The organism is Streptomyces spinoverrucosus (assembly GCF_015712165.1).
Classification (GTDB): domain Bacteria; phylum Actinomycetota; class Actinomycetes; order Streptomycetales; family Streptomycetaceae; genus Streptomyces; species Streptomyces spinoverrucosus_A.
Window position 1 is genome coordinate 33,898 of the sequence record NZ_JADPZX010000002.1, and the last position, 24,694, is coordinate 58,591.

7 protein-coding genes are annotated in these 24,694 nt (G+C 73.3%); 4 read left to right on the plus strand and 3 right to left on the minus strand.

The window, feature by feature from the left end; translation table 11 throughout:
* Window positions 1-25: 25 nt before the first annotated feature.
* Together I2W78_RS35595 and I2W78_RS35600 are read right to left on the minus strand one after the other, a co-directional pair.
* Window positions 26-238 (minus strand): MbtH family protein, encoded by a 213-nt coding sequence (locus tag I2W78_RS35595; protein WP_196464876.1) that lies wholly within the window; start codon window positions 236-238, stop codon window positions 26-28.
* Complete coding sequence (locus tag I2W78_RS35600) at window positions 235-18,963, minus strand: non-ribosomal peptide synthetase (RefSeq protein ID WP_196464877.1); 18,729 nt, start codon at window positions 18,961-18,963, stop codon at window positions 235-237. Before I2W78_RS35600 ends, I2W78_RS35595 begins: the two co-directional genes overlap by 4 nt.
* A 171-nt stretch (window positions 18,964-19,134) precedes the next feature.
* Here I2W78_RS35600 and I2W78_RS35605 point away from each other — a divergent pair, with 171 nt between their 5' ends.
* Genes I2W78_RS35605 through I2W78_RS35615 form a run of 3 tightly spaced genes read left to right on the plus strand, consistent with a single transcriptional unit; the run spans window position 19,135 to window position 22,169 of the window.
* Complete coding sequence (locus tag I2W78_RS35605; RefSeq protein ID WP_196464878.1) at window positions 19,135-20,175, plus strand: FecCD family ABC transporter permease; 1,041 nt, start codon at window positions 19,135-19,137, stop codon at window positions 20,173-20,175.
* Between the two features lie 4 nt (window positions 20,176-20,179).
* Window positions 20,180-21,289: a FecCD family ABC transporter permease gene (locus tag I2W78_RS35610; protein ID WP_196464879.1), complete on the plus strand. Its 1,110-nt coding sequence runs from the start codon at window positions 20,180-20,182 to the stop codon at window positions 21,287-21,289.
* 4 nt (window positions 21,290-21,293) lie between these two features.
* Window positions 21,294-22,169, plus strand: coding sequence for an ABC transporter ATP-binding protein (locus tag I2W78_RS35615; protein WP_196464880.1), 876 nt, complete (start codon window positions 21,294-21,296; stop codon window positions 22,167-22,169).
* Between the two features lie 47 nt (window positions 22,170-22,216).
* Here the strand turns inward: I2W78_RS35615 and I2W78_RS35620 are convergent, their stop codons facing one another.
* On the minus strand, window positions 22,217-23,164 hold the full coding sequence (locus tag I2W78_RS35620) for a methionyl-tRNA formyltransferase (protein ID WP_196464881.1): 948 nt from the start codon (window positions 23,162-23,164) through the stop codon (window positions 22,217-22,219).
* A gap of 120 nt (window positions 23,165-23,284) precedes the next feature.
* Between I2W78_RS35620 and I2W78_RS35625 the strand changes: the two genes are divergently transcribed.
* The gene (locus tag I2W78_RS35625; RefSeq protein ID WP_307784008.1) at window positions 23,285-24,622 is read left to right on the plus strand and encodes a lysine N(6)-hydroxylase/L-ornithine N(5)-oxygenase family protein; all 1,338 of its coding nucleotides are present in this window, start codon (window positions 23,285-23,287) and stop codon (window positions 24,620-24,622) included.
* The last annotated feature ends 72 nt before the right edge of the window (window positions 24,623-24,694 follow it).

Consider the following 24,694-nt stretch of genomic DNA (forward strand, 5'->3'; position numbering starts at 1 on the left):
CTCGGGGCCGCCCCCATCGTCACGTTCAGCCGTCCATGGCCTCGGCCAGGCTCCGCGGCCGCATGTCGGTCCAGTGGGTCTCGACGTACTCCAGGCAGGACTGCCTGGGCCCGGGTCCGTGCACCACCCGCCAGCCGGCCGGTACGTCCACGAAGTCCGGCCACAGGCTGTGCTGGTTCTCGTCGTTGACGAGCACCAGGTAGACGCCCTCGGGGTCCTCGAACGGATTGCTGCTCATGCCTGTCCTCTCTTGTGCGGGTTGCCCTCCGCCCACGCGATGAGCCCTTTCAGGGCCCGGAACCATGTCCGGGCCAGGTCCTGGACCGTCTCGCGCGGCAGCAGTCCCTCCAGATACGACCAGTGGGCGGCCAGCACCGGCCCGTCCGCCCGGTCCTCGGTCACGACGTTGATCTCCAGCGCGTGGCCCTGCCGCATCGCGGCCTCCGGACCGATGTCGGCCACCTCCTCCTCGGGCGCGTACGACCAGTCGGTCTCCTCCGGGATGCCGAACCGGCCCAGGTAGTTGAACTCGACACTGGCTTCCTCGTGTCCGGCCAGCACCTCGCGCGTGCGGGGGTTGAGGTGGCGCAGCATGCCGTAGCCGACGCCGTTCGCGGGGAGCGCGGCCAGGTGCTCGCGGACCCGTCGTACGGCCTCCTCGGCGGCGGGGCCGCCCGCGAAGGCCTCGGCGAGGTCGACCGGGCCCGGATCGAGGCGGACCGGGAAGACGCTGGTGAACCAGCCCACCGTGCGGGAGAGGTCGACGCCGTCGCCGGCCAGCTCCTCCTCACGGCCGTGGCCCTCCAGGTCGACCAGGACGGAGGTGTCGGTGCCGCCGGCGCGCCGCCGCCAGTCGGCGAAGGCCAGGGCGAGACCGGCGAGCAGCACGTCGTTGACCCCGGCGCCGAACGCGGCGGGCACCGCCGACAGCAGCGGCCCGGTGTGCTCGGCGGGCATCCGCAGGTTCAGCTCCCGCCGGGTCGCGGTGGTGTCACGGTCCGGGTCCAGCTCGCGGGCGAGCGGGAAGGGTTCCGTGCCGCCGTCCAGGACGGCCGTCCACACGGGCAGCTCGGCCTCCCGCGCCGGGTCCTGGGCGAGTTCGGTGAGCAGCCGGGACCAGCGGGCGAACGAGGTCTCCACCGGGGCGAGCCGCGCCGGGCGTCCGGCCAGGACGTCCCGCCAGGCCGCCGCCAGGTCCGGCAGCAGCACCCGCCAGGACACACCGTCCACCACCAGGTGGTGGGCCATGAGCAGCAGCCGTCCGGGCGCGTCGCCGGCGTCGAACCACACGGCCCTGACCATGGCGCCCGCGTCCGGGTCCAGCCGAGCGCGGGCCGCGTGCGCGTGCTCCCGTACAGCCGCGCTCAGCCGCTCGGCGTCGAGGCCGGCCACGTCCACCCGGTCGATCCAGTCGACGGCGCCGGGCGGCGGGACGTGCAGGGACCAGTCCCGGGTGTCGTCACGCGACGGCCGTACCAGGGTCGCCCGCAGCAGGTCGTGCCGGTCGGCCAGCGCCTGGAGCACGGCGGTCAGGCCGGGCAGGTCCAGATCGGCGGGGGTGCGGACGAGCGCCGACTGGTGGTACGTGGCGATGGGGCCGCCCAGTTCGCGCAGCCAGTGCATGACCGGGGTGAGCGGCACGGTCCCCGTACCGTCGTCCTCGGGGCGCGGCGCGCCGGCGTCGGCGGACTCCGCCACGGCGGCCAGCGCGGCGACGGTGCGGTGCCGGAAGACCAGTCGGGGAGTGATCCGGACGCCGGCCGCGCGGGCCCGGCCGACGAACTGCATCGCGACGATGCTGTCGCCGCCGAGGGTGAAGAAGTCGTCGTCGACGCCGACCTGTTCCAGGCCCAGGACTTCGGCGAAGACCGCGCAGAGCAGTTCCTCCACGGGGGTGCTGGGGGCGCGGCCGGAGGTCAGGGCGGAGAAGTCGGGCGCGGGCAGCGCGGCCCGGTCCAGCTTGCCGTTCGACAGCTGCGGGAATCGCTCCAGCGGGACGACGGCGGCCGGGACCATATGGTCCGGGAGCCGGGCGGCGACGTGGGCGCGCAGCTCCGCCGGGTCCGGTGCGGAGCCCGGGACCCGGGTCACGTAGGCCACCAGCTGCCTGCGCGGTCCGTCCTGACGTACCGTCACCAGTGCCTGGGCGACGGCGGGATGGCCGGTGAGGGCGGACTCGATCTCTGCCGGTTCGATGCGGAATCCGCGGATCTTGACCTGGTCGTCGGCGCGGCCGAGGTAGTCGATACGGCCGTCGGCGGTCCAGCGGGCCAGGTCGCCGGTGCGGTACAGCCGTGTGCCGGGCGCGCCGAACGGGTCGGCCACGAATCGCTCGGCCGTCAGGGCGGGAGCGCCCAGATAGCCTCGGGCGAGGCCGCCGCCCGCGAGATACAGCTCGCCGGTGACGCCGGGCGGCACCGGCTGCAGCAGGTCGTCCAGCACGTAGGCGCGGGTGCCGGTCACCGGCCGGCCCACCAGTGGGCGTTCGCTGTCGCCGACGTACGCCACGAGGGCGTCCACGGTGGACTCGGTCGGACCGTAGAGGTTGAACGCCTCGGTGCCGTTGAGGGCCGCCAGCCGCCGCCACAGCGCGACCGGCACCGCCTCACCGCCGACGCCCACGACCGCGAGCGGGCAGTCGTCGCCGTCCAGCAGGCCGCTGTCGGCCATCTGCGCGAGGAACGAGGGGGTGACCTCCAGGAAGTCGAACCGGTGCTCGACCACTGCGGCGGCGAGCAGTTCGGGATCGCGCCGGACCTCCTCCGACACGATGTGCACGCAGTGCCCGTCCAGCAGCCACAGCTGCGGCTGCCAGGAGGCGTCGAAGAAGAAGGACCAGGCGTGCCCGGCCCGCAGGTGCCGCCGCCCGGTGATGCGGAACCCCGAGGAGTAGAGGGTCTCGCGGTGGCTCTGGAACAGGTTGCCGAGGGTCTGGTGGGTGACCACGACGCCCTTGGGGCGGCCGGTGGAGCCGGAGGTGTAGATGACGTACGCCGGGTGGCCGGGCGACAGCGGAGCGGTCCGCTCGGTGTCGGTGAGGTCGGCCGGATCGTGGGCGGCGATCCGCTCCTTCACCGACGGCTCGTCCAGCACCAGCGGCTCGGTGTGCGAGGGCAGGGCTCCGGCGAGGTCGCGGGTGGTGAGCGTCAGGACCGGACGGGCGTCGTCGAGGACGTCGGCCGTGCGCTCGGCCGGCGCGTCGGGGTCGAGCGGCAGATAGGCGGCCCCCGCCTTGTGCACCGCGAGGACGGCCACCAGGAACCGCGCCGTGCGGGGCAGCGCCAGCGCCACGAACCGCTCCGGGCCCGCCCCGCGTTCGACCAGCAGCCGGGCCAGGCGGTTGGCCTCGGCGTTGAGCTCGGCGAAGGTGAGTTCGATGCCCTCGGAGGCCACGGCGGGCAGCTCCGGGCACTGCCGTACCCGGTACTCGAACAGCGCCGGGACGGTCGTCGGCGCCGCGAGCAGCGGCCGGCTGTGCCAGCCGCCGACCAGGCGGTCCCGCTCGTCCTCGCCGAGGATGTCCACGCGCCCGACGGTGACGTCCGGGTCGGCGGTCACGGCCCGCAGGACGCGGCGCAGGCGCTCCGCGAAGGACTGGGCGGTCGCGTGGTCGAACAGGTCGGCGCTGTACTCCAGGACGCCGTCGATGCCGCTGCCGTCGGCGCGCTCCACGAAGTCGAAGGAGAGGTCGAACTTCGCGCTCGTCGAGGCCACGTCGTCCCGTTCGGCGCGCAGGCCGGGCAGTCCCGGTGTATCCCCGCCGGCGGCCAGATACACCACCATCACCTGGAACAGCGGATGCCGGGCCAGCGACCGTGCCGGGTTGAGCACCTCCACCAACCGCTCGAACGGCACGTCCTGGTGGTCGAAGGCGGCGAGGTCGGTGTCCCGAACCCGGGCCAGCAGGTCCCGGAAGGACGGATTCCCGGACGTGTCGGTGCGCAGTACCAGGTTGTTGAGGAAGAACCCGACCAGGTCCTCCAGGGCCGCGTCGGTCCGGCCGGAGATGGGGCTGCCGATCGGGATGTCGTGGCCCGCGCCCAGCCGGGTGAGCAGGGTGGCCACGGCGGCCTGGAGCACCATGAACACGCTGACGCCGCTCTCCCGCGCCAACCGGTGCAGGTCGTCGGCCAGTTCGGCGTCGAGGGACAGGTCGGCGGAGCCGCCCCGGTAGGTCGCCTCCAGCGGGCGTGGCCGGTCGAAGGGCAGCGCCGGCTCCTCCGGAAGGTCCGCCAACGCCTGTCGCCAGTAGGTGATCTGCCGGGCCACCAGGCTGTCGGGGTCCTTCTCGTCGCCGAGGAGGTCCCGCTGCCACAGCGTGTAGTCGGCGTACTGGACGGGCAGCGGCTCCCAGTCCGGGGCCCGCCCGGCGGTGCGGGAGGCGTAGGCGTGAGCCAGGTCGCGATTCAGCGGATCCTGGGACCACTCGTCACCGGCGATGTGGTGCAGCAGGAACAGCAGGGTCCACTGCTCCTCGCCGGTGCGGAACACATGGACCCGCAGCGGAGGTTCGCGGTCCAGCCGGAAGCCGTACGCCCCGGCCTCGGCGAGCCGGTCGGCGAGGTGCTCCTCGTCGGCGTCCTCGACCGTGACGGGAATGCGGACCTCGTCGGGGCCCAGCACCCGCTGGAAGGCGCGGCCCGCCTCGTCCGGGAACACCGTGCGCAGGGTCTCGTGCCGCACGACCAGGTCGTGCACGGCGGCCCGCAGCGCCTCGACGTCCAGCGCGCCGGTCAGCCGCCAGGCCGAGGGGATGTTGTACGTCGCGGAGGGGCCCTCCACCTGGTACAGCACCCACAGGCGCTGCTGGGCGGAGGACAGCGGCAGCCGTTCGGGGCGCGGCCGGACCGTCAGCGCGGGGCGGGAAACGGTCTGCGCGTCCGTGAGCCGTTCCGCGAGCCGGGCCACGCTCGGCGCGTCGAACACCGTGCGCAGGGACACCTCGGTGCCCAGCGCCGACCGGATCGCGGCGACCAGGCGCATGGCCAGCAGCGAGTGGCCGCCCAGGGTGAAGAAGTCGTCGTCGACGCCGACCCGATCCACGCCCAGGACGTCCGCGAACAGGCCGCACAGGATCTCCTCGCGGGCGTCGCGCGGGCGGCCGCCGGTGCCGGTTCCCGCCGCGAAGTCGGGAGCGGGCAGGGCCCTGCGGTCGAGTTTGCCGTTGGGTGTCAGCGGCAGCGCGTCGAGGGGGACGAAGGCCGCGGGGACCATGTGCTCGGGCAGGGCGGCGGCGGTGTGGCGGCGCAGCGCCGCCGGGTCGGGGTGCCGTCCCTCGGCCGGGACGACGTACGCCACGAGCCGCTGGTCGTGCGGGACGACGACGGTGTGGGCGACGCAGGCGTGCCGGGCGAGTACGGCCTCGATCTCGCCGGGCTCGATGCGCACACCACGGATCTTGACCTGGTGGTCGGTGCGGCCGAGGAAGTCGAGCGTGCCGTCGGGCCGCCAACGGGCCAGGTCGCCGGTGCGGTACATGCGGGCGCCGGGACCACCGTAAGGGTCGGCGACGAACCGTTCGGCGGTCAGTGCGGGCCGGTCCAGGTAGCCGCGGGCGAGCTGGACGCCCGCCAGGTACAGCTCCCCGGCGACGCCGGGCGGGACCGGCCGCAGCGCGGCGTCCAGGACGTAGGCGCGGGTGTTCCACACGGGGCGGCCGATGACCACGCGCTCGGCGCCGGGGAGCACCTCGATCGCGGTGACGTCGACCGACGCCTCGGTCGGCCCGTACAGGTTGTGCAACGCGACGCCCGGGAGCACCTGGTGGAAGCGGTGTGACAGGGGCAGCGGGAGCGCCTCGCCGCTGCACATCACCCGGCGCAGGCCGGTACACCGGGCGGCGGCGGGCTCCTCCAGGAAGACCTGGAGCATCGAGGGCACGAAGTGCGCCGTGGTGACGCGCTGTTCGCGGATCAGCCGGGCCAGGTAGACGGGGTCCCGGTGGCCGTCGGGCCGGGCGAGGACCAGCGCCGCCCCGGTGATGAGCGGCCAGAAGAACTCCCACACGGACACGTCGAACCCGGCCGGGGTCTTCTGCAGCACCCGGTCCTCGGCCGTGAGCCCGTGGGCGTCCTGCATCCACAGCAGCCGGTTGGCGATGCCCTGATGCGGCACGACCACGCCCTTCGGGCGACCCGTCGAGCCGGAGGTGTAGATCACGTAGGCCGGGCTCGACGGGTCGTACGAGGTGGGCGGCTCGCCGTACGGCCCCTCGGGCAGCGTGTCCTCGATGACGCACACCGGCCGGGCTTCGTCGAGCATCAGCGCCCGCCGCTCGGCGGGCTGGTCGGCGTCCAGGGGCAGGTATGCCCCGCCCGCGCGGTGGACCGCCAGCAGGGCCACCACCAGCTCCACCGAACGGGGCAGCGCCACCGCGACCGTGCGCTCGGGGCCGACGCCCGTCCCCGCCAGCACGCGGGCCGTGTGCTCGACGCGCGCGTCCAACTCGGCGTAGGTCAGGCGCTGTTCGCCGAAGACCAGAGCGAGGGCGTCCGGTGTGCGGGCCGCCTGCGCGCGGAACAGCTCCGGCAGGGTCGTCGGCTCGACGTCGTGCGCGGTGTCGTTCCACCGCTCGACGACCAGATGGCGTTCGTCCGCCTCCAGGACGTCCAGGTCGCGCACGGGGCGGTCCGGGTCGGCGGCCGCCTGTTCCAGCAGCGTCGTCAGTCGGCGGGCCAGCCGCTCGGCGGTGGTCTCGTCGTAGAGATCCCGCGCGTACTCGACGAGCAGCAGCAGACGGCCCGGGCCGGTCTCGTCGACGAAGGTGAAGTGGAGGTCGAACTTGGCCGTGCCGGTGTCCATGTCGAACCACTCGGTCGGCAGGCCCAGCACGTCGGGGTCGCCGTCGGGCCGGTGGTGGTAGCCGAGCATGACCTGGAACAGCGGGTTGCGGCCCGCCACGCGTGGCGGGTTGACGGCCTCGACGACCTGGTCGAAGGGCAGGTCCTGGTGTTCGAACGCCGCCAGGGCCGCTGCGCGGACCCGGGCGAGCAGCTCGCGGAACGTGGGGTTGCCGGCCAGGTCGGTGCGCAGGACGAGGGTGTTGACGAAGAAGCCGACCAGGTCGTTCAGGGCGTCGTCGGTGCGGCCGGCGACGGGCGCGCCCAGCGGTATGTCCTCCCCGGCGCCGAGCCGGTGCAGCAGCGCGGCGGTGGCGGCCTGGAACAGCATGAACATGCTGGTCCCGGTGGCCCGGGACAGCTCGCGCAGGGCGTGGACGGTGTCGGCACTCAGCTCCAGGCGGACCTTGCCGCCCCGCCCGGTGGGCTCGGCCGGCCGGGGCCGGTCGAGGGGCAGGGTCAGTTCCTCCGGCAGGTCGCGCAGGGCGTCGGTCCAGTGGGCGAGCTGGGCCGCGCCGACCTGGTCGAGCAGCGTGTCCTGCCACAGGGTGTAGTCGGCGTACTGGACCGGCAGTGGTTCCCAGTCCGGGGCGCGCCCCGTGCGACGGGCCCGGTAGGCGGTGCCGAGGTCGGTCAGGAAGGGCCGGTCGGACCACTCGTCGGTGGTGATGTGGTGCAGCAGCAGCGCCACGACGTGGTCCTCGGCGCCCAGCCGCAGCACCTCGGCGCGCACCGGGAGTTCGGTGCGCAGCTCGAACGGGCGCCGTTGGGCGGCCTCGATCCGCGCGGGCAGCTCCTCCCCGGTGCAGTCGGAGACCAGGAACTGCGGCTCGGCCTCGCCCGGCGCCGCGATCCACTGGTAGGGCTCACCGCCCTCGTCCCGAATCCTGGTGCGCAGGGCCTCGTGACGGTCGGTCACATCACGGAGCGCGGTGCGCAGGGCGTCGAGGTCGAGCGCGCCACGCAGCCGGCAGACCAGCGGGAAGTTGTACGCGGCTCCGCCCCCGGTGATCCGCTCCACCAGCCAAAGCCGCCGCTGGGCCGCCGACAGCGGGATCCGCGCGGGCCGCTCGGCCGCGGGCACCGGCGCCGGCACGGGCCGGGCGGGTCGTCCGGCCTCCGCGCGCAGCGCCAGCGCCTCGGGCGTCGGGGCCTCGAACAGGTCCCGGATCGCGAGTTCCGCGCCCAGCTCGGTGCGGGCGCGGCTGACCAGCCGGGTGGCCAGCAGCGAATGGCCGCCCAGGTCGAAGAAGTTGTCCTCCGCGCCGGTGCGCGGCAGCCCGAGCACCTCGGCGAAGAGTCGGCACAGCACCTCCTCGACGGGCGTGCGCGGCCCGCGCCCCTCCGACAGGGCCACCTCGGGTTCGGCGTCCGGCAGCGCGCGCACGTCGAGCTTGCCGTTGTCGTTCATCGGCAGCCGTGGCAGGACCACGAAGGCGGCCGGGACCATGTAGCCGGGCAGCCGCTGTCCCAGGTCCGCACGCAGCCGTCGTACGAGTTCGCCGTTGCCGCGGGTGGCGGTGGGCGTGTTGGCGTACGCGGTGGTGCCCCGGTCCGGGCGGGGGCGGTGCAGGCCCGAGGTGCGCCGGGGTTCCGTGCCGCGTACGAACACGGCGTCGAAGTAGCCCGGTTCGTCCGACCAGGTGGTCAGGACCTGGTAGCCGTGGGACTCCCCCAGCCGCCGTATGTGCTCGTGTTCCTCGCCCGCCGGGGCGGGGCCGGGTGGCCGTCCGCCGTCCATCGCCCGCATCGCCGCGAGATCGTCCGCAGTACGCGCGTCGGGTATGCGGCGGACCCGGAGTGCGTCCCGCCCGTCCAGGCGGGCGACGAGGTCCCCCGGGCCGGACCAGTCGAGCACGGGCGCGTCGTCGACCCGCACGGCGCCTTCCCCGTCGTACAACACCACGTCGTACCGGTACCGCGTCAGCTCGTTGTGGTGCCGCCCGGCCTTGGTGCGCAGTTCGACGCCGACGCCGAGGGTGCTGAACCAGTCGGGGTCGACGAGGAGTTCCTTCTCCAGGGCGAGCCCCCGGTCCACGGCCCGGCGCAGGGTCTCCGGGTCGGCGTCCGCGCCCGCGCGGGCCAGCTGGACGCCGGTCTGGAACACCCGTGCCTGCCGCAGATCGCGCACGTCCCCGAGGAACAGGGCACCGCCCGGCGCGAGCAGCCGCAGCGCGCCCCGGATCACCTTGTGGAGATGGTCCAGGCTCGGGAAGTACTGCACGACGGAGTTGATGACGACCGTGTCGAAGAATCCGGTCGGCAGACCGTCCGTCACCTCGGCCGCCTGACAGCGCAGTTCCACCTTCCGCGCCAGCTCCGGATCGGCCTTCAGGTCCTCACCGAGCTTGCGGATCACCGGTGCGGCGAAGTCCGTCGCCCAGTAGGACTCGGCGTCCGGGGCGAGCCGCGCCAGCAGCAGTCCGGACCCGACGCCGATCTCCAGGATCCGTCGCGGCCGCAGCTCGCGGACGCGCTCCACGGTGGCCTCGCGCCACTCCCGCATGTGCTCCAGGGGGATGGGCTCGCCGTCGTAGGAGCTGTCCCAGCCCGCGAAGTCCTCGGTGCGGACGGCGGTGCCGATCTCGGTGTACTCGGCCGAGTAGATCTCCCGCCACTCGCCGATCTGCTCCCGCTCGGCCTCCCGGAGAGCCTCGGGATCGGGGTCCGTGGGGACGACGTATCCCACCAGCCGCTTGGTGCCGGGTGCGTGCGTGTCGTCGCGGGCGATCACCGCCGACTGGGACACCTCGGGGTGCTGTGCGAGCACCGTCTCGATCTCGCCCAGCTCCACGCGGTGGCCGCGGATCTTGACCTGGTCGTCGGTACGGCCGAGGAAGTCCAGGTTGCCGTCCGGGCGGCGGCGCACCAGGTCGCCGGTGCGGTACATGCGCTCGCCCGGCCGCCCGTACGGGTCGGCCACGAACCTTTCGGCGGTCAGGCCGGGCCGGTCGAGGTAGCCGCGGGCCAGACCCACGCCCGCGATGTACAGCTCGCCCGCCACACCGTCCGGCACCGGACGCAGCCACGTGTCCAGGATGCGGGCGCGGGTGGCGCGGATGGGGCGGCCCACGGTGGGGGTGGCGCTGTCGTGGGTGCCGCCGCCGAGGGTGTTGATCGTGTACTCGGTGGGCCCGTACAGGTTGTAGCCGTACGTCCCCTCGGTGTCCCGCAGCGTGTTCCACACCGCCTCGGTGACCGCCTCGCCGCCGAGCAGCACCAGCGGCGGCCGGTGGCCCTCCAACAGGCCTTCCTCGATGAGGAGGTGGGCGTACGTCGGGGTCACGTTGACCACGTCGACGCGGTGCTCCTCGCAGTACGCGACCAGCGCGGTGGCGTCCCGGCGCAACTCCTCGTCGCAGATGTGCACCTCATGTCCCTCGACGAGCCAGAGCAGCTCCTCCCAGGACATGTCGAAGGCGAAGGAGACGGTGTGCGCGATGCGCAGCCGGCGCCCGCCGGCGGAGGCGATCGCCGGGGCGAAGATCTCCCGCTGGTGGTTGAGCTGCATGTTCGTCAGGCCGACGTACGGCGTGACCACGCCCTTGGGGCGGCCGGTGGAGCCGGAGGTGTAGATGACGTAGGCCGGGTGGTCCAGGCTGAAGACTCGGGCGACGGGGTCGCCGGCCAGGCCCCTGAGCGTGGCCGGGTCGTCGAGCAGGACCCGAGGGACGTCACCTGTCAGTGTCCGCGACACCGCCTCCGTCGTCAGCAGGAGCAGCGGGCGGGCGTCGGCCAGCGTCAGCGACAGCCGCTCGGCCGGGTGGTCCAGTTCCAGCGGCAGGTACGCGGCCCCCGTGCGCAGCACCGCGAACAGCGCCACCACCATGTCGATCGACCGCGGCAGGCCCAGCGCGACGACCTTCTCGGGTCCGGCGCCGCGGGCGGTCAGCAGCCGGGCCATTTGGTCGCAGCGGGTGTCGAGTTCGGCGTACGTCACGGTCTGCGCGCCGAAGACGAGGGCCGTCGCCTCCGGGGTGCGGGCGGCCTGGGCGGCCAGCATGTCCGCGACCGTCTCGTGCGGCACCGGCTGCCGCTGCGCGGCCTCCTCGCGGGCCAGTGCGGCGGCCTCGGCGGGCAGCAGCGGGTCGAGCGAGCCGACGGCCGCGGCCGGGTCGGCCACCAGCCGGTCCACGAGCAGCACGAACCGGTCCAGCAGGCTGCGCGCGTACGTGTCGTCCAGCAGGTCCGGGCGGTAGGCGAGGGTGACGCGGACCCGCTCGCCCGGGGTGACGACCAGGTTGGCCGGGTAGTGGGTGGCGTCCACGTTGGCGACGGCTGTCGCCCCGTGCCGGTCGCGCAGCTCGGCGAGCCGCTCGTCGGTGTCGGCGTTGCGCAGCACGAACAGTGTGTCGAACAGCCGCCGGTGGCCCGTCTCGGCCTGCACCACGCCCAGGCCCAGGTACTCGTGCGGCATCAGCGCCAGCCGCTCGCCCTGGATGCGGCGCAGCAGGTCGAGCACCGGCTCGCGCGGGTCGAAGGCGATGCGGGCGGGCACGGTGTTGAGGAACATGCCGATGACGTTCTCGACGTCCGGCACCTCGCTCGGCCGGCCCGCCACCGTCGTACCGAACACGATGTCCGTGCGGCCCGTCGCACTGGCGAGGACCAGGCCCCAGGCGGCGTTGAGCACCGTGTTGAGGGTGAGGCCGTGGCGGCGGGCGGTGTCGCGCAGTCGTTCGGTCGCCTCCGGGGCGAGGACGGCGTCGAGGTGCTCCGGGATCACCGGCTCCAGGCCCCGTTCGTCGACGGCGGGCACCAGCAGCGTGGGCTCGTCGAAACCGGCCAGGGCGGCGCGCCAGGCGCGGGTCGCGTCGGTGTCGTCCTGCCCCTCCAGCCAGGTCAGGTAGTCGCGGTACGAGCCGGGGCGGGCCAGACCGGCCGGGTCGCCGCCGCTGTCGTACAGCGCGAACAGCTGGTCCAGGAACAGCCAGGCGGACCAGCCGTCCCACAGGATCAGATGGCGGCCGACGACGAGCCGGTCGCCGCGCGTCTCGCCGAGCCGGACCAGCAGCATCCGGAACAGCAGCGGGCGGGTCAGGTCGAAGCGCCGGGCGCGCTCCTCGTCCAGCAACTCGCCCATGCGCCGGTCCTGTTCGGCCGGTGGCAGCCCGGACAGGTCCACCTCCGTCAACGGGATCTCCGCGTCGCGCACGATGAACTGCACGGGCTGGCGCAGCCCTGCGCTGGTGAACCCGGCACGCAGGCTGGGGTTGCGGGCCAGCAGGGTGCGGGTCGCGGCCCGCAGCCGCTCGGCGTCCACGCGTTCGGCGAGGTCGAAGGACTCGTGGACGGTGTAGACGTCGAGGGAGCTGTCGTCGTACGTGGAGTGGAAGTACAGGCCCTCCTGGAGGGGGGCGAGTGGCCATACGTCCTCGATGCGGCCCGGCGCCAGCCGCTCGACCGAGGCGCGCTCCTCGTCGGTCAGCACGAACGCGGACGCCGTCAGGGTCGTGTCGTCCGCCGTGGTCGCGGCCGCCGCGAGGGCCGCCGGGGTCCGGTGCTCGAAGACGTCGCGCGGGTCGAGCGCCAGGCCCGCGCGGCGGGCCCGGCTGGAGACGGCGATGGAGCTGATGCTGTCGCCGCCGAGCAGGAAGAAGTCGTCGTCGACACCGACGTCCCTGAGCTTGAGTACGGCGGCGAAGATCTCCGTGAGCAGCCGTTCACGTGGGCTGCGCGGGGCGCGGGCGGCGGCCCGTACGGCCCGGGGTGCGGGCAGCGCGGCCCGGTCCAGCTTGCCGCTGGGGGTGAGTGGCAGGGCGTCGAGGACGACGTAGGCGGCGGGGACCATGGGGGCGGGCAGGGTGGCGGACAGGGCGTCGCGCAGCGCCGTGGCGTCCACGTCGGCCGGTGCCACCAGGTAGGCGACGAGCGCGTCGTCCCGTACGGTCACGGCGGCCTGTGCCACCTCGGGCAGGCGCGCCAACGCCGCCTCGATCTCGCCGAGTTCGATGCGGTTGCCGCGCAGCTTGACCTGCCGGTCGGTGCGGCCCAGGTACTCGATCACTCCGTCCGGGCGGCGCCGTACCAGGTCGCCGGTGCGGTACATGCGGCTGCCGGGCGGGCCGTAGGGGTCGGCCGTGAACCGCTCGGCGGTCAGCGCGGGGCGGCCGTGATAGCCGCGCGCGAGCTGCACGCCCGTGAGGTACAGCTCGCCCGGGACCCCGTCGGGAACGGGCCGCAGGCAGGAGTCCAGCACCCGCAGGCCGGTGTTCCACACGGGCCGCCCGATGGGCACGGTCGTACCCTCGTCGCCGTCGTACGCGTGGTAGGTGACGTCGACGGCCGCCTCGGTCGGGCCGTACAGGTTGTGCAGCGGTACGCCGGTGAGCGCGTGCCAGCGGCCCGCGGCGTTTACGGGCAGCGCCTCGCCGCTGCTCAGCACGCGGCGCAGGGACGCCGCCCAGGCGGGGTCCCCGGTCACCTCGTCCGACCGCAGGAACGCCTCCAGCATCGACGGCACGAAGTGCAGGGTGGTGATGCGGTGCCGGCGGACGAGGTCGGCGAGATACGCCGGATCGCGGTGGCCGTCCGGCCGGGCGAGGACCACGGCCGCGCCTTCGAGGAGCGGCCAGAAGAACTCCCACACGGACACGTCGAAGCTGGACGGCGTCTTCTGCAGCACCCGGTCGTCGGCGCGCAGCCCGTACGCGCCCTGCATCCATGCGAGCCGGTTGGCGATGGCGCGGTGGGTGACGACCACGCCCTTGGGCAGGCCGGTCGAGCCGGAGGTGTAGATGAGGTAGGCGGGGTCGTCGGGGCGGGCGGTGCGCCGGGCGACGGGCTCGACGTCCGCCTCCGGGGCATCGAGCAGCAGGACCGAAGGGACCTGCCGGGGCAGTCGGCCGGCGGTCGCGGACAGCGTGACCACGGTCGTGGCGCCGGAGTCGGCGAGCATGTGGGTCACCCGGCCCGCCGGGTAGTCCAGGTCCACCGGCAGATAGGCGGCGCCCGACTTCAGCACGCCGACCAGCGCGACCATCAGCTCCGCCGAACGGGGGACCGCGACCGCGACGAACGCCCCGGGCCCCGCGCCGCGACCGCGCAGCCGGTCGGCCAACGCCTCGGCGCGGGCGTCGAGTTCGGCGTACGTCAGCCGCTCGTCGTCGAAGACGACAGCGGTCGCGTCGGGTGTCCGGGCGGCCTGTGCCGCGAACGCCTCGGCCAGGGTGGTCTCCGGGACGGAACGCTCCTCGCCCGCCGGGTGGGCCCGCAGGGCCTCGTCGGGCGACAGCAGCTCGACGGAGGCGGCGGGGCGCGTCGGGTCGGCGGCGATCGCCTCCAGGATGCGCGCCAGCCGGTCACCGAGTGCGCGCACGGCGTCGGCGTCCAGCCGTTCCGCGTGGTGCTTGAGTCGCAGGTCCAGCCGTCGGCCGGGCTTGACGACGAGGGCGAGGGGATAGTGGACGGCGTCGTGGAACGCGTCGCCGGTGATCCGGATGCTGCCCGAGGCGTCCCGCAGGTCGGTCTCGGCGGGGTAGTTCTCGAACACCACGAGTGTGTCGAAGAGTTCGCCCTCGCCCGCGTGTCCGGCGATGCGCTGGATCTCCGCGAGGCCGAGGTGCTGGTGGTCGAGCAGCCCCGCCTGCTGCTCCTGGAGGCGGACCAGCAGCTCCCCGAGCGGCTCGCCCGGGCGCCAGCGGAAGCGGGTCGGCAGGGTGTTGATGAACAGGCCCACCATCGAGGCGATGCCCTCGACCTCGCTGTCCCGGCCCGAGACCGTGGTGCCGAACACCACGTCGCCCCGGCCCGTCAGCCTGCCCAGCAGCAGCCCCCAGGCGGCCTGGACCACCGTCCCGAGGGTGACTCCGTGCTCGCGGGCCCGCTGGGTGAGGCGCGCGGTGGTCGACTCGGGCAGTTCCACGCGGACGTGGGCCGCCCGCACCGGCGCTGAGGTGCCCGGGGTGTCGACCAGCCGGGTCGGCTCGTCGAACCCGGCGAGCGCGGCGCGCCAGGCGTCGCGGGCCGCGTCACGGTCCTGCGCCGCGAGGCGGCGCAGGAAGGCGCGGTAAGGGGTGACGTCGGCGAGCGGAGGCGTGTCGGTGCCGTAGGCGGCCATCAGCTCGCGGTGCAGGACCGGCAACGACCAGCCGTCGGCGACGATGTGATGGAACGTCAGGACAAGTCGGGCGCGGTGTTCGCCGAGGCGGATCAGCGCGCAGCGCAGCAGGGGCGGCGCGGCCAGGTCGAACCCGGTGGCACGCTCGTCGGCCGCCACCGCCTCGGCCGACGACTCACGGGCCTCGCCGTCCTGTGCCGACAGGTCGACTTCCCGCCACGGCAGCTCCGCGCTCCGGGTGATGATCTGGACCGGCGTGCCGTCGGGCCCCTGGCGGAAGGCGGCCCGCAGCGGCGCGTGCCGGTCCAGCAGGTGTTGCGCGGCGCGGCGCAGGGTGGGGCCCTCGACCGGCCCGGCCAGGTCGAGCACCTGCTGCACGACGTAGGCGTCGCCGTCCGGTCCGCCGCTCAGCGCGTGGAAGAAGAAGCCCTGCTGGAGCGGGGTGAGCGGGAGCAGCTCCTCGACGTCGAGTGGCCGCGCGCCCTGGATCTCGGCCAGTTCGGCCGCGTCGACCTCCACCAGGGGGTGGTCGGCGGCGTGCTCGGCGGTGCGTTCGACGGCCGCTTTCGCGAGGGCCTCGACCGTGCGGTGCCGGAACACGTCACGGGTGGTGAGCCTGAGCCCCGCCTCCCGTGCCCGGACCAGCAGCTGGATGGCGGTGATGCTGTCGCCGCCGAGGGCGAGGAAGTCGTCCTCGGCCGTCACCGAGCCCAGGCCGAGGACGCCGGCGTACAGCTCGCAGAGGAGTTCCTCGCGGGCGGTGCGCGGAGGGCGGCCGGAGCTCATCGCCGTGCGGTCCGGGACGGGCAGCGCCTTGGCGTCGATCTTGCCGCTGGGGGTGACCGGCAGGGCGTGCAGCGGAACGAAGGCCGACGGGACCATGTAGTCGGGCAGCCACTCGGCGGCGTGCGCGCGCAGGGTGCGCATCAGGGCCGTCACGTCGCGGAAGGGGGCGGGGCGGTTGGCGTGGGGGTACGCCCCGGCAGTGCGGTACAGGCCAGTGAGGGGTTCGTCGAGGGCCAGTACGGCGTCGAAGGCGCCGTCGTCGGCACGGCCGTTCCAGGTCAGCGCGGCCCGGTAGCCGTGCCGGGCGGCCAGGGCGTACACCTCCTCCGGGTCCGCGCCCGCGGCCGTCTCCCCGCTGCTGCCCTCCAGCCGCCACAGGTCGGCCAGGTCGTCGACGAGGCGGGCGTTGGGCACACCGGTGATCCGCAGCCGTCGTGGACGCTGCGCCAACAGCCCGGCGAGATCCCCGGCCTCGGCCCAGGAGACCTCCCGCTCGTCAGGGACGGGCGCGCGCGGCCCGGGGCGCAGGACGACGTCGTACCGGTACCGGCTCAGCTCGTTGTGGTGGGCGGCCCGCTTGATCCGGATGTCGGCGTCGAAGCCGTCGAGCGAGGCGAAGTAGTCCGGGTCGAGCAGCAGTTCGCCCTCCCAGCGCACCGACTGCTCGACGGCCGCACGCAGCGCGCTCTTGTCCTCGGCCGTGGCCCGCCGTGTCTCCACGGCGGCGCGAAGGGTGCGCAGCAGCCGCAGATTGCGGACATCGCCCACGAAGATCCGCCCGCCGGGGGCGAGCAGTTCGGAGGCCTTGTGGAGTACGTCGGTGAGGTACTCGGCGCTCGGGAAGTACTGGGCGACGGAGTTGAGGACGACGACGTCGAAGTGCCCGGCGGGCAGTGCGGAGATGTCGTCCGCGGGCTGGGCACGCAACTCGACCCTGGCCCGCAGCTCCCCGTCCAGTTGGGTGCGCAGCGCCGCGATCGCCTCTGTCGACAGGTCGGTGCCCCAGTAGGCCTCGCAGTCGGGCGCCAGCCGGGAAAGGATCAGTCCGCTGCCGACGCCGATCTCCAGTACCCGCCGCCGGGGGCCGGTCCGCCGGACGCGTTCGACGGTGGCGTCCCGCCACTCGCGCATCTCCTCGACGGGGATGGGGAGTCCGTCGTACATGCTGTTCCAGCCCGCGAAGTTCTCCCGCGATCCCTCCGAGCCGGCGGCGCTGTACAGGAGTTCGTGGACCTGCTTCCACTCCCCCACCCGGTCGTCCGGGCGGTCCAGGGCGGGCACGACGTACGCGGCGAGCCGCCGGTCGCCGGGACGGTCCTCGCGGGCGACGACCGTGACCTGGTCGACGGCCGGATGGCCGCGCAGCACGGACTCGATCTCGCCGGGCTCGATGCGAAAGCCCCGGATCTTGACCTGGGCGTCGGCGCGGCCGAGGAACTCCAGCCGTCCGTCGGCCTTCCAGCGGACCAGGTCGCCGGTGCGGTAGAGCCGTTCGCCGGGCGCGCCGAAGGGGTCGGCGACGAACCGCTCGGCGGTCAGGTCCGGACGGCCCAGATAGCCCCGCGCGAGGCCCGCTCCCCCGAGGTACAGCTCGCCGGTGACCCCGGCGGGAACCGGCCGGAGGAACGCGTCCAGGACGTACGCGCGCGTGCCGGGGTCGGGAACGCCGATCGGCACGATGGAACCGGCCGGGATGTCCGGATCGCACAGCCCGAGCGTGGAGTTGGTGGTGGCCTCGGTCGGCCCGTACGCGTTGAACATCATCCGCCCGCGCGCGTAGCGGCCGACCAGCTCCGGGGACACCCGCTCGGTGCCCGCCAGCAGCGTGGCGGCGGGCGGCAGGTGTACGTCGTCGGGCAGGGCGGCGAGCAGCGCCGGCGGCAGGATCATGAAGGTGATGCCGTGGGCGTTCGCGTAGTCGGCGAGCGGCGCACCGGGCACCCGCCTCTCGGCCGGTACGACGACCAGCCGGCCGCCGGAGAGCAGGCCGAGGCACAGGTCCCAGAAGGCGACGTCGAAGCTGGGCGAGGCGAACTGCAGCACCCGGCTGTGCGGTCCGATGCCGAACCGCTCGCTCTGTGTCGCGAGGAGCTTCGCCACACCGCTGTGGGCGAGGACGACGCCCTTGGGGCGTCCGGTCGAGCCCGAGGTGTAGATGACGTAAGCGGCGTTCAGGACGGAGACGGGTGCCTCGGGGTCGTGGGCCGGTCGCTGCGCCAACTCCGCCGCCGTGCCGGGTGAGTCGAGTGCGAGCAGGGCCGTGCCGTCCCGTTCGGGGAGTTCCCGCGCGGTCTCCTCGGTGGTCACCATGCAGACGGGTGCGGCGTCGCCGAGCATGTACGCGATGCGGTCCACGGGGTAGTCGTGGTCGATCGGCAGATAGGCGGCGCCGGACTTGAGGACGGCGACCTCGGCGACGATCAGCTCGGTGGAGCGGGGCAGCGCGAGCGCGACGATGCGTTCGGGGCCGGCGCCGCGCGCGATCAGGGCGTGCGCGAGTCGGTTGGCCCGCTCGTCCAGCTCGGCGTAGGTGAGTTCCTCGTCCTCGAAGACCAGGGCGACGGCGTCGGGACGCAGCCGGACCTGTTCGGCGAACAGGGCGGGCCAGGTGTGCGGCGGGACGGTGTGCTCGGTGGCGTTCCAGTCGACGACGACCTGCCGGTACTCGTCCGGGCCCATCAGGGCGAGCCGGGCGACGGGGGTGTCGGGGCGGGCCAGCGCGGCTGCGAGGAGGGTCCGGTAGTGGCCGAGCAGCCGCTCGACGGTGGTGCCGTCGAACAGGCGGGGGTCGTACGTCGCCCGCGCGGTGCCCTCGCGCACCTCCAGCAGCACGTCGACCGGGGCGGGCAGGTCCCCGGCGGGCCGGGCCGCCGTCGCCAACGCCGTGTTGAAGAACAGCCCGCCGCCGCGCATGGGCCGAGGGCGCAGTTCGTCGATCATGAGGTCGGCGGGCACCCGGTAGGCCTCCGCCTCCTCCCACGCCTCCGTCACCCGCCGCACCAGCTCCTGGAAGGTGGGCTCGTGGTCGACGGACACCCGCACCGGGAGCCCGTCGTGGCCGACGGTGAGGTCCGAGACGCCGCTGTAGCGGTGCAGCAGGGCGACGAACGCCGCGAGCAGCACGAGGTCGGGGGCTTTGGGGACACCGGTTAGTGTGCGGGTCTCCCGTTCCGGGCGGTGCCGCGTCGGACGGGGCCGGTCGGTGGGCAGTGCTGTCTCCGGCGGGAGCGGTGTGAGTATCCGCCGCCAGTACGCCAGGACTTCCTCGGAACCGCACACAGCAGCGTGCCTCCCCAGCGGGTCGGGCCCGGCTCTGGGCCGGGGGTCGGCGACATACTAAGGTAAGGGTTACCTAATTCACAGGGTGCGCACATGGTTCACCAAGGGGTGGGACGCCGGCCCGTCTCGCTCTACGCTTGCCTAAGGCAAGCCTCATCAAAGGAAGTTGACGTGGGGACCTCACCGGTCCGGGTGGCGAAAGGCCCCCGCGCAGTCGTACTGCTCGCGCTCTCCGGCGTGGCACTGCTCGCCCTGTGCGCCCTCTCCATGGCCTACGGCGCGCTCGCCGTACCCCTCGACGAGGTCTGGGACACGCTGCTCGGCGACGCGCCCAACTCCCGTATCGAGAACGTGATCTGGTCCGTACGTCTGCCCCGCACCGCCCTCGGCCTCGCCACCGGAGCCGCCCTGGGTCTGTCGGGGGCGCTGATGCAGGCCCTCACCCGCAACCCCTTGGCGGATCCGGGCATCGTGGGCGTGAGCGCGGGCGCGGCGTTCGCCGTCGTGCTGTCGGTGGGCGTCGTGGGCATCGGCTCGGTGTACGGCTACATCTGGTTCGCCTTCGCCGGTGCGCTGGCGGCGAGCGTGCTGGTCTACCTCCTGGGCGGGCTGGGACGGTCCGGCTCCACGCCGGTGAAACTGGCGCTGGCCGGCGTCGCCGTGACGTCCCTGCTGTTCTCCCTGACCAGCGCGGTCGCGCTGACGGACCCGGACGCCCTCAACCGCTACCGCTTCTGGTCCGCGGGCTCGCTCGCCAGCCAGGACGACCAAGTCCTCCTGCGTGTCCTGCCGTTCCTCGTCGTCGGCGCGGTCCTCGCGCTGGCTTGCGCGCCCGCCCTCAACAGCCTCGCGCTCGGCGACGACGTCGCGAAGTCGCTGGGCCTGAAGCTGGGAACGGTCCGGGTCTGCGGGGTGGTGGCCGTCACGCTGCTCACCGGCGGAGCGGTCGCCGTGATCGGCCCGGTCGTCTTCGTCGGCCTGGTCGTGCCGCACATCGCGCGTGTCCTCGCGCAGTACGCCGGTGTCGGCCCGGACCACCGCTGGCTGCTGCCCCTGTCGGCGGTGCTCGCGCCCTGCCTGCTGCTGGCGGCGGACATCGCCGGGCGGCTGATCGCCCGGCCGGTCGAGATCCAGGCGGGCATCCTGGTCGCCTTCATCGGAGGCCCGTTCTTCATCGCCCTGGTCCGCCGCCGACGACTCGCGGAGCTGTGAGCCCATGACGACCGAACTCGCGCCCGGAGCGGGCCGGAGAGACGGAGCGGAGCGGACTGCCGTCCCCCGCTCCGCCGGCCGCGTCCCCTTCCGGCTCGCCGTCCCGCCCGTCTCCGGCGTGCTGCGGCCCCGGCTCGTGGCGGTGTGCCTGGTTCTCGCCGCCGCCGCGTTCCTCGCGTTCTGCGTGGAGACCGCCATCGGGGACATCGGCCTGCCGCTGACCGATGTGATGCGGGCCCTGGTCGGCGCGGGCGATCCCGGAACGCAGCTGATCGTCCACGAACTGCGCCTGCCGCGCGCCATGGCGGGGCTGCTCGTCGGCATCGCGTTCGGCGTCTCGGGTGCCCTGCTCCAGACCATGACGCTCAACCCGCTCGCCAGCCCCGACATGATGGGCATCACCCAGGGCGCCGGGACGGCGGTGGTCGCAGGCATCGTCCTCGGCTGGGACACCGCCGCCGGCACCCAGGCCCTGGGGCTGCTCGGTGCGCTCACGGCCGCGTTGCTGGTGTACGTCCTGGCGTGGAAGCGCGGCACCACCGGCTACCGGATCGTCCTCGTCGGCGTCGGCATCGCCTGGATCTGCACCAGCGCCACCGACTACCTCATCGCCCACGGGCAACTGTTCCAGGCGCAGGCCGCGCTCGGCTGGCTGGTCGGCAACCTCAACGGCCGCACCTGGCAGCAGATCGGCCCGCTGGCCCTGACGATGGCCGTTCTCGTGCCGGCGGCGCTGCTGCTGGGCCGGCAGATGCGCACCCTGCAACTCGGCGACGACGTCGCCCGGGGCCTGGGGACGCGCGTCCAGACCGTGCGGGTGGCCGTCCTGCTCATCGCCGTCGGGCTGGTGGCCTTCGGCACCGCGACCGCCGGGCCGGTCGCGTTCGTGGCGCTCGCCGCGCCCCAGGTCGCCCAGCGTCTGGCCGGCACCGCCGTCCCGCCGCCCCTGGCCGCCGGCCTGACCGGCGCCGTGATGGTGCTCGTGTCCGACCTGATCGCCCGGAAGCTGATCCCGGACACGGAGCTTCCGGTCGGGATCGTCACGGGCGTGCTCGGCGCCCCCGTACTGCTGTGGCTGCTCGTCCGCGCCAACCGCGCCGGTTCAGGAGGCTGACAAGGTGTCATCGAAGCACGAGGCGTACGAAGGACCCGTCGGCGGCCCCGACCTGCGCGCCGAGGGCCTGCGCCTGGCCTACGACGACCGGGTCGTCGTCGAGGACCTCGACGTGGTGATCCCCTCCGGCCGGATCACGGCGATCGTCGGCGCGAACGCGTGCGGCAAGTCGACGCTGCTGCGGGCGCTGGCGCGGCTGCTGACGCCCAAGTCCGGTGCCGTGTATCTCGACGGGCGCTCGGTGCACTCGATCCCCACCCGCGCCCTCGCCCAGCGGCTCGGCATCCTGCCGCAGACGCCGGTCGCTCCCGAGGGACTGACCGTCGTCGACCTGGTGGGACGCGGACGTTCACCGCACCAGACGTGGTGGCGGCAGTGGTCCGCCGCCGACGAGCAGGCCGTGCACGAGGCGCTGCGGGCCACCGCCATGGCCGACCTCGCGCACCGGGCCGTCGACGAACTCTCCGGAGGGCAGCGGCAGCGGGCCTGGATCGCGATGGCGGTCGCGCAGGGCACGCCGGTGATGCTGCTGGACGAGCCGACGACGTATCTGGACCTCGCGCACCAGATCGACGTCCTCGACCTGATCACCGACCTGAACCGGCATCAGGGGCGCACGGTCGTGATGGTGCTGCACGACCTCAACCAGGCGTGCCGGTACGCCGATCACGTGGTCGCCATGAAGGCGGGCCGCGTGGTGGGCGAGGGCGCGCCGGCCGAGGTCGTGACCGCGGCGATGGTGCAGGAGGTGTTCGGGCTGCGGTGCGTGGTCGGCGAGGACCCCGTCAGCGGGACGCCGATGGTGATTCCGATGGGCCGTCACCACGAGGGCAGTACGGACGACTCGGCCGCCGTCGCCGTCCCGGGCACGACCGGCTGACGCGGTGCGGACCGGCGAGGTCACCGGTCCGCCCGCAACGGCTCCCGTCAGGGACGGGCCGTCAGATAGCCGCCCATCGTGCGGAAGTAGTCGGTGGCGGCGTACTCCGTGCCGTCCTCGGTCCGCACCCGCTTGACCACCAGACCGGGCAGGCGCCCGGACCGCGCCTCGGCGCCGGCGACGACGACCACCCCGTCGCCCTCGCGGATGAAGATCCGCCCGGGTGTGCCGCCGTAGCGCCCCTGGGAGACGGCGGCCGAGACGATCCGGATGCGTTCGCCGCGGTGATGGGTGAAGGCGTTCGGGTACGGGTCGGACTGGGCCCGTACGAACCGCTCCAGGTCCTCGGCGGGCCATGTCCAGTCGATCCGGCTGTCCTGCGACGAACGCTTGTGGAAGAAGCTGGAGCGGGAGCGGTCCTGTGGCGTCCACACCGCCCTGCCGGAGGCGATGAGGTCCAGGGCGTCGGTCACGATCGGGCCGATCAGGTCGACCGTGCGGTGGAACAGGTCCGTCGCCGTGTCCGTGGCTCCGACCGGCACCGCGCGCTGGAGGAGGATGTCGCCCATGTCGAGCTCGGCGTCCATACGGTGGGCGGTGACCCCGACCTGCTTCTCGCCGTTGATGAGCGCCCAGATCAGCGGCGAGAAACCGGCGTAGGCGGGCAGCAACGAGTCGTGGACGTTGAGCGTGCCGTGCGGCGGCAGGTCGAAGATCTCCGGGGGCAGCCAGGTGCGCCAGTTGTTCGCCACGATGATGTCCGGCTCGGCCTCCTTGAGCGCGCGCAGGAGTTCCTCGTCGCCCGGCCGGTTGCGCAACAGCACCGGCACACCGTGCTGTTCGGCGAGATCGGCGACCGAGTCGCTCCAGATCCTCTCGTACGCGTGGTCGCTCTTGGGGTGGGTGACGACCAGGACCACCTCGTGCCGGGAGTCGAGCAGAGCCCGCAACGTCCGGTGTCCCCAGGTCTGATAGCCGAACATGACGACCCGCATATGAGCCTCCTCAGGCATTGCTAGGTAAGGCTTACCTTATCTAGCATGTGCCTGCTTGGGGGAGGCTGTGTTCCGGATTTGGGAACGCTGTGTCCCCCCTTCATGGGAGGCGATGAAGCGGTGACGACACTGCAGAGCGGACCGGACTCCATCCACGACCTACTGGGCATCGGCTTCGGACCGTCCAATCTCGCGCTGGCGATCGCGCTCCAGGAGCACGGCGCGACGGCACGCGAAGACGGCGGGTTCCGGGCCCTGTTCCTCGAGAAACAGCCTCGGTTCGGCTGGCATCGCGGCATGCTCATCGACGACGCCACCATGCAGGTGTCGTTCCTCAAGGACCTGGTGACCATGCGCGACCCCACCAGCGACTTCAGCTTCCTGTGCTACCTGCGTGAACGCGGACGGCTGGTCGACTTCCTCAACCAGAAGACACTGTTCCCCCTGCGTATCGAGTTCCACGACTACTTCGAGTGGGCGGCCGGCCGGGTCGCGCCCCTCGTCGAGTACTCCGCCGAGGTCGTCTCCGTTCGCCCCGTCACCGAGGACGGCGAGATCCGGTACTTCGACGTCACCAGCCGCGATCCGGCCGCCCCGGAGCGGGTGACGGTCCGCCGGGCCCGCGGCGTCTGTGTCGCCACCGGCCTGGAGCCGCACCTGCCGCCCGGCGCCGAACGGTCCGAACGCGTCTGGCACAACAGCGAGTTACTGCCTCGCGTCGACGAACTCGCGCGCTCGGGCGCGCCCGTGCGCCGCGCCGTGGTGCTCGGCGCCGGGCAGAGCGCCGCCGAGGCCGTCGACTACCTGCACCGCACCTTCCCCGACGCCGAGATCTGCTCGGTGTTCGCCAAGTACGGCTACACGCCCGCCGACGACAGCCCGTTCGCCAACCGGATCTTCGACCCCGAGGCCGTGGACCTGTACTACGGCGCGCCCCGCGAGGTGAAGCAGTCGCTGTTCGACTACCACCGCGGCACCAACTACTCGGTGGTGGACATGGAGTTGATCGAGGCACTGTCCCGGACGATGTACCAGGAGAAGGTCCAGGGCAGGCAGCGGCTGCGGATGATGAACGTCTCCCGCATCCGTGAGGTCGAGGCCGGCGCGGACGACGTACAGGTGACGGTGGAGTTCCTGCCGACCGGTGAGCGCGAGGTCATCGCCTCGGATCTGCTCGTCTACGCCACCGGCTACCAGCCCCGGGGCATCGGCGACAACCTCGGCGAACTCGCCAAACTCTGCCTGCGCGACGAGGAGGACACCCTCAGGGTCGGCCGGGACCACCGCGTGGTGACCGCCCCGAACGTCACCGCCGACATCTACCTCCAGGGCGGCACCGAACACACCCACGGCCTGACCTCCACCCTGCTGTCCACCACCGCCGTACGGGCCGGTGAGATCCTCGACTCCCTCCTGACCCGACGCCCCGCCAACCCCGCGAAGTACCAGAAGTACTAGGCGACGCCCGTACGTCTTCCTGCACCCCGCCGCCCGTGACCTGTCCGAGGACTGGGATCGCGCGACCACCTC